The sequence below is a fragment of the Paenibacillus sp. V4I7 genome, from assembly GCF_030817275.1.
GTDB lineage: Bacteria > Bacillota > Bacilli > Paenibacillales > NBRC-103111 > Paenibacillus_E.
Map to the genome: position 1 here is coordinate 557495 of NZ_JAUSZD010000002.1, position 13047 is coordinate 570541.

The 13047-nt window shown below is 41.5% G+C and carries 10 protein-coding genes; 7 read left to right on the plus strand and 3 right to left on the minus strand.

The window, feature by feature from the left end:
- Position 1 precedes the first annotated feature (1 nt).
- The 4 genes from QFZ80_RS03660 (at position 2) to QFZ80_RS03675 (ending at position 5598) form a co-directional block, all read left to right on the plus strand.
- Positions 2 to 1339 (plus strand): FAD-binding oxidoreductase, encoded by a 1338-nt coding sequence (locus QFZ80_RS03660; RefSeq protein ID WP_307557329.1) that lies wholly within the window; start codon positions 2 to 4, stop codon positions 1337 to 1339.
- Between the two features lie 134 nt (positions 1340 to 1473).
- Positions 1474 to 2253, plus strand: a complete 780-nt coding sequence (locus QFZ80_RS03665) for an ABC transporter permease (protein WP_307564008.1) — start codon at positions 1474 to 1476, stop codon at positions 2251 to 2253.
- A gap of 59 nt (positions 2254 to 2312) precedes the next feature.
- Positions 2313 to 3533, plus strand: coding sequence for an amidohydrolase family protein (locus tag QFZ80_RS03670; RefSeq protein ID WP_307557331.1), 1221 nt, complete (start codon positions 2313 to 2315; stop codon positions 3531 to 3533).
- 166 nt (positions 3534 to 3699) lie between these two features.
- The gene (locus QFZ80_RS03675; protein WP_307557333.1) at positions 3700 to 5598 is read left to right on the plus strand and encodes a sensor histidine kinase; all 1899 of its coding nucleotides are present in this window, start codon (positions 3700 to 3702) and stop codon (positions 5596 to 5598) included.
- Positions 5599 to 5648: 50 nt separating this feature from the next.
- Here the strand turns inward: QFZ80_RS03675 and QFZ80_RS03680 are convergent, their stop codons facing one another.
- The 3 genes from QFZ80_RS03680 to QFZ80_RS03690 form a co-directional block, all read right to left on the minus strand.
- Positions 5649 to 5888 carry an NHLP leader peptide family RiPP precursor gene (locus QFZ80_RS03680; protein WP_307548749.1) on the minus strand — a complete coding sequence of 80 codons (240 nt, stop codon included), beginning with the start codon at positions 5886 to 5888 and terminating at the stop codon, positions 5649 to 5651.
- Between the two features lie 79 nt (positions 5889 to 5967).
- Entirely contained in the window at positions 5968 to 6900 is a 933-nt protein-coding gene (locus tag QFZ80_RS03685; protein WP_307557336.1) for a hypothetical protein, read from the minus strand.
- A gap of 42 nt (positions 6901 to 6942) precedes the next feature.
- Complete coding sequence (locus tag QFZ80_RS03690) at positions 6943 to 9216, minus strand: helix-turn-helix domain-containing protein (RefSeq protein ID WP_307557338.1); 2274 nt, start codon at positions 9214 to 9216, stop codon at positions 6943 to 6945.
- 272 nt (positions 9217 to 9488) lie between these two features.
- Here QFZ80_RS03690 and QFZ80_RS03695 point away from each other — a divergent pair, with 272 nt between their 5' ends.
- The 3 genes from QFZ80_RS03695 to QFZ80_RS03705 all read left to right on the plus strand — a co-directional run bounded on the left by QFZ80_RS03695 (position 9489) and on the right by QFZ80_RS03705 (position 12961).
- Entirely contained in the window at positions 9489 to 10412 is a 924-nt protein-coding gene (locus tag QFZ80_RS03695; protein WP_307548743.1) for an ABC transporter permease, read from the plus strand.
- Positions 10399 to 11313 carry a carbohydrate ABC transporter permease gene (locus QFZ80_RS03700; RefSeq protein WP_373460003.1) on the plus strand — a complete coding sequence of 305 codons (915 nt, stop codon included), beginning with the start codon at positions 10399 to 10401 and terminating at the stop codon, positions 11311 to 11313. The genes QFZ80_RS03695 and QFZ80_RS03700 overlap by 14 nt, the downstream gene beginning before the upstream one ends.
- A 64-nt stretch (positions 11314 to 11377) precedes the next feature.
- The gene (locus QFZ80_RS03705; protein ID WP_307557340.1) at positions 11378 to 12961 is read left to right on the plus strand and encodes an extracellular solute-binding protein; all 1584 of its coding nucleotides are present in this window, start codon (positions 11378 to 11380) and stop codon (positions 12959 to 12961) included.
- Positions 12962 to 13047: the final 86 nt, after the last annotated feature.

Sequence of the window (13047 nt, forward strand, 5' to 3'; positions counted from 1 at the left end):
CATGGCCATGCATATAAGCTGGGAGAAAGAGATACAGGAGCAGCTTGCAAAAGAAATCGTGTTTGTCGATGGCGAAACGAGAGAAAAGCTCTCTAAAGATTATTACTGGTACTCCCCTGTACTTAATCGCCAATTGCAGAATAGGAAGGCGGCCGATGTCGTTGCCATACCGCGCAATGAAGCCGAGGTGGCAGAAGTATTGGCCTTCGGTTACCGTCATAACATTCCCGTTACCGTTCGTGGAGCGGGTACAGGTAACTATGGTCAGGCGGTCCCCCTGGAGGGCGGTATTGTCTTGGATCTAAGCCGAATGGATGAAATTCTTGAAATCGGACATGGGTTTGCTCGTTTACAATGTGGAGTTCGTTTAGGTGTCATTGATAAAAAGGCTCGCGAAGTCGGACAAGAAATTCGCATTTACCCCAGTACTTATGTAAAAGCGACGGTGGGCGGCTTTGTGAGCGGTGGTTCCGGTGGAATCGGCTCGATTACCCACGGGAACCTATGGGATGGCAATGTGCTGGAAGCTGTCATTTATACGATGGAAGAATCTCCGCAGCGTTTGGTTATCCAAGGCCGTGATTTATTTGATTATATTCATAATTATGGGACGACCGGTATTTTGACCGAGGTGACCATCCCGCTTTCTCCTCGCACAGAGTGGGCTCAGGCTATTGCTAATTTCGACACCTTCGAGCAGTCGATGCGATTTGGAGAAGCTCTTGCCAGAGAGGAAGCCATTCTGAAACGACTCATTGCTCCCATGGAGTGGCCAATTCCCTCGTATTTCGTTCCGTTTGCCAAAGTGATTAAGTCTGGCATGGCCGCTGTTATGCTTGAATTTGATGAGGATACGCTGCCGTTAGTCGAAGCTCTTGCCCAAAGTTATGGCGGGCACATCGGTCATCTGATTGAGGCTAAGAATTATCGGAAAACGATCGGGGTATCGGATTTTACATGGAATCATACGACGTTATGGGCAATGAAAACGGACTCTTCCATGACGTATCTGCAAGCTGGCTTTAAGCTGGATAGCTATATAGAACAAATTCAGAAGATTAAAGACAAATATGGGGACGAAGTTTACCTACATTTTGAATGGGTGCGCAGCGGTGGAGAAATATCGCCAAATTCGCTTCCGGTTGTACGCTTTGAAAGCGAAGACCGTTTATACGAGATCATTCAATATTGCGAATCCATCGGCGTGAAAATATTTGATCCACATACCTGGGTGTTGGATCATGGCGGACGCGGTGAAGTTGGCAGCATGGAGCGTAAGAAACGTGAGAATGACCCAAGAGGGCTGCTGAATCCAGGAAAAATCATTTATGAGATGTAAATGAAGGGGGACGTACAATGGCTGTAGATTCTAAATACCTGCAAATACTACCGGATGAAATATTCCCTGCCCGTGAACGGGCGGCTTGGACTAATCGATTGGAAGACGGGGCCTCGCCAGGGCTTCGACTCCTGATGCTGCTTAAGAATCTTTTGCCACCCTTGGTTGCTTTTGTTGTGTTCATCGGAGGCTGGGAACTCATTGCTTATTTAGTGAAAGCTCCTGTTTATCTTGTACCTAAGCCTTCCGATATCGTAGCGGCAGCCATAGAAAACAGACATGCACTATGGGTATCTGTAAGGACAACGACGCTGGAAGCTGTGCTCGGATTTTTCCTCAGTATTATTTTAGGAGTTACAGGTGCCATTCTATTGGCAAGCTCCAAATGGATTGAGAAGAGTGTTTATCCTTATGCGATTATTTTACAGACCATTCCGATTGTCGCCATTGCCCCTCTCATTGTGATCTGGTTCGATGCGGGTGTGAATGCGATTGTCATTATTACATTCTTAATCGGATTTTTCCCGATGCTTTCGAATACGTTAATTGGTCTAAATTCCACGGATCAAAATATGAGTAACCTGTTTTACTTATACAATGCGAATGCGATTCAAACGATGTGGAGGCTGCGCATACCAGCTGCCCTGCCTTATATTGTAGCCGGTCTGAAAATTTCCTGTACATTATCCGTCGTCGGGGCTATTGTCGGTGAATACATTGCCGGTATCGGCGGAGGGCAAGGCGGACTTGGTTATGCGATTACGTATGCCGCTGCTCGTTTAAAAACACCTTATTTATTCGCTTGTGGACTTTCAGCATCAGCACTGGGCATTATTTTCTTCTTATTAGTCAACACTTTCGCTAAATGGCTGCTTAGTTCGTGGCATGAATCCGAGATGAAAAAGGATAACTAAATGGCACCAAGGTAAAGAGGGTGAGTTAACTGCTGGATATTGTATTTCGTAATGTGCGTATGCTTGGACATTTGGAGGACCGAGGTCTTATAGATATCGGTGTAAAACACGGTAAAATCGCCGTGCTTGGAAGTATTGGCGAACAAGGGGAACGTGAAATCGATGGGATTGGTCACCTGCTGCTCCCCCCTTTTGTGGAGTCCCATATTCATTTGGATACCGTCCTAACGGCGGGAGAGCCCGCCTGGAATGAGAGCGGGACCCTTTACGAAGGTATCGGTTTATGGCAAAAGCGGAAACAAGCGCTCACCTACGAAGATGTCACGGAACGAGCAGAGAAGGTGCTTCGGATGCAGATGGCTGCCGGTATCCTGCATGTGCGAACACAAGCAGATATCTCAGACCCGAATCTGACTGCTCTACGTGCACTTCTTGCCTTGCGCGAGCGCGTAAAACCTTATATGAACCTGCAAGTTATCGCGTTTCCTCAAGATGGTATTCGCGCCTGTCCCGATAATGAACACCGTCTGGAACAGGCTTTGGAGCTTGGCGCAGATGGCATTGGGGCGATTCCCCATCTAGAGCCTACGCGTGAGGAAGGACTATTATCGCTTGAAATTTGCTTTAATTTAGCAGAGAAGCATGGCTGCTTTGTCCATGTTTTTTGCGATGAAATGGACGATGCTCACTCCACATTCCTAGAAAGCGTGGCCCATCTGGCGATTCGTTCTGGACTACGCGAGCGAGTAACAGCTGCACATGCGAATGCTGCAGCCTATTATGGGGAAGCTTATTACCAGAAGGTGCAGGGGATGCTGGTGCGCTCAGGCATGAATATCGTTTGCTGTCCGCTCATCAATAGTGCTATGCAGGGCAGATACGACGGCTATCCCAAAGGCCGAGGGATCACCCGGATCAAGGAATTATGGACGGCTGGCGTTAACGTAAGCATCGCGCATGATGATATTCAGACCCCTTTCTATCCGCTGGGTACTGGTAATATGCTGCAAGCAGCTCACATCGCTGCTCATTTAGCACATATGACGGGGCGCGAGGAAGTGGCGGAGCTTGTGCGTATGATCACGACACGTGCAGCGAACACCCTGCAGCTTCAGGAATACGGGCTCGAGATTGGTCATCCTGCCAGCTTTATCCTGCTGCCAGGGGATGATGCTATGGATCTTGTTCGTGAGCAGCCAAGTTGTCGTTATGTTGTGAGCCAAGGCCGCATTGTTGCTGAAACTGTGCCTGCAAGGAGCCAATTGTTCACAATAGTATAATATGTAAATATGTATACAATAAGCGGCACCCCCTGTTATTTCGCAGGGGGTTGTTTAAGTTTTGTTTTTCTTATGTTTACCAGTAAATAAGAAGGAAAGCTTTTAGAACCTGTCGAATTTATAACATTGTTAATTACTTACAGTTTTCTTCGAGGGAGGAAAATGAATGAAACGGATATCTCTTGTACTCTGGAAAACGATGTTGGTTATGATTATTTGTTATGGATTCATGTCTTCACATGCTTATGCCGATGAGCAAGCGGATTTGAAACCGATTCCAGCGTGGAATATATTGTGGAGTGATTCCGCCGAAGGAATTGATAATGTCGTGATTCCTTCACCTTCAAATAAATGGATAACAGTCAGGAATGGCGACTTGCCTCCCGAGAAACCGAAAGATATTTCCTCGGCATGGGTTCGATTCCAGCTTCCGCCAGATGTACCCAAAGACTATGGCATTTACATTGAACAAATTTATGCCCAGCATCTATGGGTATATATTGGAGATCGATTAGTTCGAGAAATCAACTTTGATTTTCCATACGACGAACAGAGAAGTTTGTTTCCAATTAGTAGTGAAGATGGGGGGGAATTCGTATATTTAAGGTTGGGGACTTCAATGGACCGCTTGGGTTTACATTCAGAAATTAAACTGGATCATTATTCAGCTTTAACTCGAGCATTTATTTTTCGGGATTTGCAGAACATCATTCTAGGGTGTGCATTTCTTTTTATTGCAGCGATTATGCTGATATGTTCTTTCTTTTTGAAGCAAATTCAACTAGCGAGTTGGATTTCACTTAGTTTACTTATCTTAACTCTAGGGACAATTTTTATTACGTATTCCCCTTTCATGTACGCAAATTTCACGAAGTATGGCGATCTATTTCTTGATTTATTTGATATTTCACTAGCTGTTTTTTTACCAACACTCACCTATTTCTTTGAAAAAATATTTGATAATGGGAATTTCAAGTGGATTAGAGCGTTTAGAAAATTCCAGATTATTTATTCCGCTATTTCAATCACCTTTATGTTTATTAATCAACTCAATGATTATCGATTTATCAAAGCGTATTTCTTTGCATCTGTTACCATTTTGGGGTCTATTATGATCATTCAATTCATTTTAATTATTGGCTTATCCATTGTATTCGTGAAAAGAGGAAATAAGGAAGCGGGTATTTTCTCATCTGGCTTTGCTTTATTAGCTCTCATGGGTACGCTTGATCTTATATGCTACTATGCCAGTTCTCAAAAATATCAGTTTTTCTTGTGGAAATGGGGAGTAGTAGGATTTATTATTGCCCTTATCGTAATATTAGGTAGACGTTTTGCAATCAACCAAGAGCATATGATCAACTACTCCAAGGAATTAGAATTTTACAATCATCAGCTTCAGCTCTCGGATAAGATGGAGATGATAAGCTCGTTAGCGGCATCTGTGGCTCATGAGGTAAGAAACCCTTTGCAAGTAACAAGAGGATTCTTACAGCTTGTCGCAGCTAGAACAGATGATAAGAACAAAGAATACATGGGAATAGCCATTGAGGAATTAGACCGAGCTTCGTTAATCATTACTGACTTTTTGACTTTTGCAAAGCCACAGCTTGATGAATTCGTTGACTTAAATGTTTCCAAAGAAATCACCCAAATTGAAGGTATTATTGTGCCATTAGCCACATTACACGGTGGGCGGATAACCGTTAGTATACCTAATGATTTGTTTATAAAAGGGAACTCATCCAAATTAAAACAAGTGCTTATTAATATTATCAAAAATAGTATTGAGGCCTTTCAGGTGGATGGCCAGATTCATATATGGTCCTATGAGAAAGCTGGAGAAGTTTACATTCATATTAAAGACAATGGAGAAGGTATTGAACCTGCGCAGTTAACCAAATTAGGGGAGCCTTACTATTCGACCAAAACGAAGGGGACCGGACTTGGACTCATGGTTACTTTCCGAATTATTGAAATTATGAAGGGGCACATTGAATTTAAAAGTCAAAAATACATAGGTACTGAGGTAGTCCTAAGGTTTCCTTCCATAGCTGTAAAATAAAGAAGAGGTGCTGCGCAAAATTGCGTGGCACCTCTTTTTGTTATTTGTAATTACCAGACGCTTGCAACAGCATCCGTAGTAACTAATACTTTAGCGGGATTCGTAGGGATGACGAGAACAAACTCAGTTGAGGTTTCTTCAACCGCTTTAACTGTGATGTCATCAGGAAGAGTGATGTTAAATGCTTGTTTTAGCGCGGCTTTGGGATTAGCGATAAGTTGGTTCTTGAAAGCTTCATCTTCCCAAGCTTTTTGAATAATTTTTTCTTTTAAAATTCCATTGTTCGACATTACAAATCACTCCTTGTCAATTGGGTAATTTTTCCTACAAAAAAATTATAGCATGAGAATTCAGAATAATCTATCAAAATTAACTAGTTTTCGACAAAAAATAATAGAATCCACCTAATGTTAACATTTTTCTATTTTCTTTGATTTCAAGGGCTACTTTTTGAATGTTTTGCACAAGCGAGTCATGGAAATTGATCATTTGTGTCATGGATATTTGTAAACCTAGTAATTGCTCATGATGAGTAATGGCGATTTGTCCATAGAACTCCAAAAAGTCATGAACATACAACTGCTGCTTCACCATTTCCGGAGATACCGGACTATCCGTTGAAAGCTGTATACGCTTACGCAGTGAAGCTAATAAGCAGTTGTAAGAACCTTCTTCCAAATCTTCTTCCCAGTCAGCCCAATCATCCAGCATTTGTAAAGTGATAAGCGTTTGTTCAACAGCCGCTGTGACGACAGGGATAAGGTGAGCTTGATTTGCTAAAAGTAGTGCCCCTGTGCTGGCATTTTTGACCGGACTTGCTTTCTTAGCGACTTTGCCAATGTCGTGATGGAAGTAATCGGATTGCTGCTCATTGGTAACAGCTTCAGACCATTCCATGATATACGTCTCATAATAACCCCAGAAAGGCGATCCAGCAGGGAACAATTCTCTATAAATGGAGAGGAACTGCATATGAAATAAATTGGCGAGAGGCAGCTTGTCCTTATGATCACCTTTGGCTGAATCCATGATATCGTCTTGTATAAAATAGTAGAGCATTACGAATACATTCGCTAATGAGAGTTTATTCATCGACGCTGGTGGCAGTTCACTAATGTCTTTCATCCAATACGGCAGAAGGTAACAGATATAATTTTTAGTGCTTTCTTCTTTTCTCCCGTCAAAGGTAGCTAGATAGGCAAGTCCGAGATGATCTAGCGGTGCTGGAAATGCGCTAACGATGCGTTCTGCCTCGGCAAATACGTCATCAAGATCTTTCTCATGAGCAAGGAACCAGTTCATCTATCATCAATCCCTTTCTGAATAGGAGGTACCCTCCGCTATTTAATCATTCGTCAGAACTTCTGAATTTCGATTATATTGTTTTCGGAAATCGTTTGGTGTAATACTGTTATACTTCTTAAACTTCCTATAAAAATAAGAGTCGCTGGTGAATCCGGTCTTTTCCGCAATTTCTGCCACAGAGAGGGAAGAGTGTATGAGCAGCTCTTTCGACTTATTCATACGTACGTCCTGGATCAAATCTATAAGCGCTACCATCGTATGTTGTTTATATAACCTACTAATATAAATAGGAGACATATCTAGTTCATCGGCGATGGAATTTATAGATAAATTTTGGTTCCCATAATCTCTCTCGATAATGTCATTCATTTTTTTGATTAAATCCACATGCTTAGAGCTTCTTTTTTCATCTATCTTTTTGTGAAGGTGCTCAAACAGTTGGTAAAACTGAAAATTAATTTCTTCAATGGTTTCGACTTGATTCAGGGAAGCTATTGTTGTATCCAAATAAAGCGGAAGGGCTAGGGCATTATTCTTATTGATCGTATTGAGAACGTTATTAACCCTAAGTGTTAAATGGGATATAGCCAAATGAACAACAGAATAAGGGTATTCGGCGGTTTCATTAATGATATCAGTGTAAATGGTTTCCGCTTCGGCTGAATCTCCGGTCATTAGACAATCAACCAGTTGTTTTTCCTTTTGTGTTGGAAATTTATACTCCTTAGCTCTATACCCCATGATCTCTTCAGACCAAATGATGCATCCATGACCTCTAAACAATCGGTGGTAAGAAGCTTCCAACAGCTGCTTATAGAGGTGAATGCATGGCCCCGCATTATCTTGTAAGGGACTTATGGTGATGGAGACGGATAGTTTAATATAGTCGGCAATGGATGTTTGCATCTTGTGGAGTATAGCCATGAATGCATCATGATCCCATTCGAAATCGGACTCCTGTGCGGTAAGCAGCAGCAAAATATGGTCATCGCCCATGTCAATGGCTTCGGCTTGAAATAGGGGGGAGCTAATCTCTGTGCATATATTCATTACTGCATATCTTAACAATTTAAACTGATCTTGATATTTATTAACGTTTTCTGTAAAGTGGTCAATTTTCACCATGATTAGCAAAGAAGAATGCTGAATGGTTATTTTTGATCCAAAATAACGCAATTTTGCTTGCAAGGCAATCGGGTGATAGGCCTCTCTTCCCATAATAATATTTCTCAGGAAATCTTGACGCAAGATTTGTAGATTGTCTCTTTTCTCGATTTCTAATGTTTTTAAGTTGCGTATGACTTTATCGATGGGATCGAAAAGTTTACGCGATGTGAAGAACGAAACAAGTAAACCCGCAAGAAGTAAGCTCAAGCTGATATAAATTGTTTTCGTTCTCATGCTCTTAATTTCTTTCGTGATGATGGAATAAGGTGTCGTACGCACATATCGCCAACCTAATGAATCCGGCGCAGTGTATGAAATCAACGACTTGGTGTTTTCAACAGTGTCTACTAGGTACCCAGGAGAAGAAGCATTGGCAATGATGTCTTTAATATAATTTTTGTTCGAGTAATCGCTTAATACGGGATTAGAACCATCTGTCGAAAGAAGAATGCCGTCCTTGTTAATAATAAATTCGCTGCTGGAACGGCTGTTTGCTACGTTTTTTAGGGATTTGTTAATGAACGATTCCGAGATGTTTACAATTACTGCGGAGTTTAAGGATTTATTTATATTAATCGCATCATAGCACAGATAAGAATAAATACCGACTTTAGAGACCGTAAGTTGATCGTTGCCAACTGGATTAAATGTTCTGGGAACAGGTAGAAAAGGCATGTAATCCTGAAAATGGTCCAAAATATCGACCATGCCTTGATCGCCTAGTGTGGATTTAGTTTGAATACCACTTTGAAAATTGTTGGCGCTGACGTAGAAAAGATCTGATTTGCCGTTATACACATAGATGGAATCAATAAATGGCATCGCGAAGCGATAATTGTTCAACTGTTGCATGGCGTTGGTTATATCATAAATATCAGGTTTATCGTAAAACAACAGCTTGGAGATGACAAAATCCCTGTAAATTTGAAAGGAGAAGGAGGTTGCAGTCTCTGTTACTTTGAGAATTTCCTGGCTTGTCTGCATCAGGCTATTTGAGTCGGATTCATACACTTGCTTTAGCGCAATATTATCGAAATTAAAATAAAGAATGGTAGAGGATACAAGCAGAGTGATGACAATAGATAAAATGATACTCAGTAGTATATTTCGATATACGTTTTTGTTGTCCTGAGTGCGCTGCATCATGAGACAATACCCCCTTGTTCGTAGGAAAAGTATATCGTACCTATTTTACACTTGCAATGGAACCAGATGAGCCGGAAGGCGGAAAAAGCACTGAAAAATCCGGAAAATCCATGAATGTTTAAAATGTACATACGTAAATAAGGGGCTTTTACTGCAAATTATTCATATTTGGTATCACATCTTCACTAGCGCGGAAGTTTTTGAAGTGTATATAATTCGAGCATGACATCAAACAGATCAACATTCAAAAATAGGCAGGGAGGCTTCGCAGCATGTTACGAAAGAATGGATTCTTGTACGAGTTAAACAAAAACAAAATTTTGTTTCTCATGATAGCGCCAACATTAGTATTCTTTTTCATTAATTCTTATGTGCCGATGGTTGGGATCTACTTCGCTTTTACCAGATTCGATTTTAATGGCGGGTTATTCGGAAGTCCATTTGTGGGATTAGAAAACTTTAAATTCCTATGGAAGTCGGGAGCGCTATGGGGACTGACGAGAAATACGGTAGCTTATAACCTTGCTTTTATTTTATTTGTCAATGGCGCAGCAATCTTTTGTGCGATTATGTTAAGTGAAATGAAAGGGAAGGCATTTAAGAAGATCACGCAATCCGTCATGTTTTTACCTTACTTCATATCGTTTGTTTTATTGAATGCTATTGCATATAACTTGTTTAATTTTGACACGGGCTTTGTGAATACCACGCTAAAGTCATTGGGTTCGAATCCGATGGATATTTATAACACGCCGACAGCCTGGATTTTCCTTTTGGTCATTTTCTATGTGTGGAAAAACTTGGGCTATACGATGGTCATCTACCTCGCTACCATTACAGGCATTAGCGATGAATATTACGAAGCCGCGAAAATCGATGGCGCGAATATATTTCAACGGATTTGGTACATTACGGTGCCAATGCTAAAGCCAACCTTTATCATATTACTCCTGTTTTCATTGGGAAGTATTATGAAAGGTCAATTCGATCTCTTTTATCAGCTCATTGGAAACAACGGGATCTTGTACAATACAACGGATATTCTGGATACTTACGTATTTCGTTCACTAAAAGTAACATTCGATATCGGGATGGCGACTTCAGCCGGATTGTTTCAGTCCTTCTTCGGTTTTGTCTTGATAATGACAGTGAACTATTTCATTAAAAAATCAAATGAAGAGTATGCGCTTTTCTAGGAGGGTTCCAGTGAAATCTAACAGTATTGATTCTGTCGCGTTTAATATTATTGCTTATCTAATTATCATAACGATTTCCGTGATCTGTATTTTCCCTTTTTTACTGTTGATATCTGGGTCATTTACGGATAATGAATCGATTGTTCGTGACGGTTACCATTTGATTCCGAAAGTATTTTCCCTTGCAGCCTATGAAGCCGTTCTAACTTTCCCAGGAAAAGTACTTAGGGCTTACGGGGTAACGATCTTCGTTACCGTCGTTGGTACGACGCTTGGATTATTCATGATGACGATGGCCGGATATGTCTTGCAAAGAAAAGATTTCAAGTACCGTAATAAACTTTCCTTTTACATTTATTTTACTACGCTGTTTGGCGGAGGCTTGGTGCCTTGGTACATTATGATCACCAAATATTTGCAATTGACGGATACGTATGCAGCGCTTATTTTTCCAGGGCTCATGACTCCTTTCCTAATTATATTAATGAGAAGCTTCATTAAATCCTCCATACCGGAGGAGCTTACAGAGTCTTCGAAGATTGATGGTGCCAACGATTTTACGATTTATTATCGTGTGGTTCTTCCTTTAGCGATGCCAGGTATTGCAACAGTAGGGTTATTTCTGGCATTGCATTATTGGAATAGTTGGTTCTCTACGTCGCTGTTTATCAACGACCAGGATAAATACGAACTGCAGTATTTTCTGTATAACATTATTAATACAGCTGCAGCCGTTTCGCAGCTAGGCGTGAGTACGGGGGTATCATTTGGACAGGATATCCCAACGGAATCCACCAAACTGGCTATGGCCATGATTGTTACGGGTCCAATTCTCCTTCTATATCCGTTCGTACAAAGGTTTTTCGTCAAAGGATTAACGATTGGCGCTGTCAAAGGTTAGAACTGAAACGGATACATTCCGTCAGCTAACATATATGATTCAATCATAAAAAGGGAGGATTTATATGAAAAGTAATGCAAAAAAGATGTACAGCGTGTCTATGGTACTTGCGCTAGCAGGTTCCGTAGTTGCCGGGTGCAGCAGTTCAACAACACCTGCAGCCAGTCCTACAGCAGGAGCGCAAGCAACGAAAGTACCTGAGGCTTCCGCTGCCAGCAAGCCCCCAGGTCTCGATACATCCAAGAAAGTAGAGTTGCAATTTTATATGTTAGGCCCTGCGCCTAAGGATCTTCCCGTAATTGAAGAAGAAATCAATAAGATGGCACTCAAAGATCTGAATGCGACAGTAAAATTTAATTTCACAACATGGACAGATTGGGACCAGAAATACAAGCTGCTTCTCTCGTCAGGACAGCCGGTCGATTTGATTTTTACAGCGGATTGGACGCAGTATCAAGCCTACGCGAAAAAAGGAGCGTTCCTGCCGCTGGATGATTTGCTCCCGAAAGCAGCTCCTAAATTAAACAGCTTTGTGCCGAAAGATATGTGGGATGCCGTTAAAATTGACGGGAAAATCTATACTGTTCCTGCTACTTATAAAGAGTATGTGACAACTGGCTTTATCTGGCGTGAAGATCTAAGGGAGAAATTCAATTTGCCTAAGCCGGATTCGCTTGCCAACTTCGAAGCTTATCTGGATGGAATCAAAAAGAATGTACCGGATATGATTCCATTAGCGGCTAACAGCGATGTGAAAACGAATCTTTCCGATCTTTATAAAAATTTAACCATTGATCCGGTTGGGGCACTTCCTTACGGAATGGACATTTCCTATAAAAATCCCTCGGAAGTCACTTCTTACTGGGGCTCCGCTGAGCATTTGAAAGAGCTGCAAACCTACAAAAGATGGCAGGATAAAGGCTACCTGACAAAAAACGTTCTGAATGTTAAGGACTCGTTGACAGATTTGATTGTAAACGGTAAAGCTGCGGCTAACTTAGGCGATAACCCAAGCCGTTATAACGATCAGAAGATCAAAATCGCTGGTGCACATCCGGACTGGAAGCTCGATTACTATCCGGCTCCGCTGATTAAAGGGCATGCTGAGCCTGTTCATCCGATTCATAATGGATTTGCTATTCCAAAGAGCAGTAAAAACCCAGAAAGAGCTCTTGCATTTTATGAGAAATTAGTTACGGACAAAGGCTACAATCTGTTGTCCCAGTATGGAATTGAAGGCAAGAACTATAAGGTTGAGAACGGATACTATACGATGATTGGCGATACCAACAGCAATGGCTTCCCTAGAGAAGGTATGCAAAGTTGGGCTTGGAGAAATCCTGAATTCATGCTGTTCGATAAAGGTTATGACGGTGTGAAGAAAATTTTCGCAGATCTTGATAAAATAGCATCACCAGACAAGTTTACAGGCTTTGCTGAAGACTATACGAGCTATCAAGCCGAGAAAGCCGCTTTGGAGCAAGTTGAAAAGCAATATCTATTTCCACTTGAAGCGGGTCTCGTAGCCGATGTGGAAGGCGGACTCAAAACATTTATGGAAAAAGCCAAAACAGCCGGGCTGGAGAAAGTTCAAGCAGAATATAAGAAGCAATGGCTGGAATATGTGAAAAGTGCAGGGATTAAATAGGTAAGTAAGTTGAGGGGATTCGCAGTGTATTGTCATCATGGATGGCAGTTGCTGCGAGTCCCTTTCTCGTTTTCATCTATAGGATC

What these genes read in the sequence shown, in the direction of transcription:
- QFZ80_RS03660 (WP_307557329.1), top strand. Translation starts at nt 2, where the DNA reads ATGGCCATGCATATAAGCTGGGAGAAAGAGATACAGGAGCAGCTTGCA.
- QFZ80_RS03675 (WP_307557333.1), top strand. Translation starts at nt 3,700, where the DNA reads ATGAAACGGATATCTCTTGTACTCTGGAAAACGATGTTGGTTATGATT.
- QFZ80_RS03695 (WP_307548743.1), top strand. Translation starts at nt 9,489, where the DNA reads ATGTTACGAAAGAATGGATTCTTGTACGAGTTAAACAAAAACAAAATT.
- QFZ80_RS03670 (WP_307557331.1), top strand. Translation starts at nt 2,313, where the DNA reads ATGCTTGGACATTTGGAGGACCGAGGTCTTATAGATATCGGTGTAAAA.
- QFZ80_RS03705 (WP_307557340.1), top strand. Translation starts at nt 11,378, where the DNA reads ATGAAAAGTAATGCAAAAAAGATGTACAGCGTGTCTATGGTACTTGCG.
- QFZ80_RS03665 (WP_307564008.1), top strand. Translation starts at nt 1,474, where the DNA reads ATGCTGCTTAAGAATCTTTTGCCACCCTTGGTTGCTTTTGTTGTGTTC.
- QFZ80_RS03680 (WP_307548749.1), bottom strand. Translation starts at nt 5,888, where the DNA reads ATGTCGAACAATGGAATTTTAAAAGAAAAAATTATTCAAAAAGCTTGG.
- QFZ80_RS03685 (WP_307557336.1), bottom strand. Translation starts at nt 6,900, where the DNA reads ATGAACTGGTTCCTTGCTCATGAGAAAGATCTTGATGACGTATTTGCC.
- QFZ80_RS03690 (WP_307557338.1), bottom strand. Translation starts at nt 9,216, where the DNA reads ATGATGCAGCGCACTCAGGACAACAAAAACGTATATCGAAATATACTA.
- QFZ80_RS03700 (WP_373460003.1), top strand. Translation starts at nt 10,399, where the DNA reads ATGCGCTTTTCTAGGAGGGTTCCAGTGAAATCTAACAGTATTGATTCT.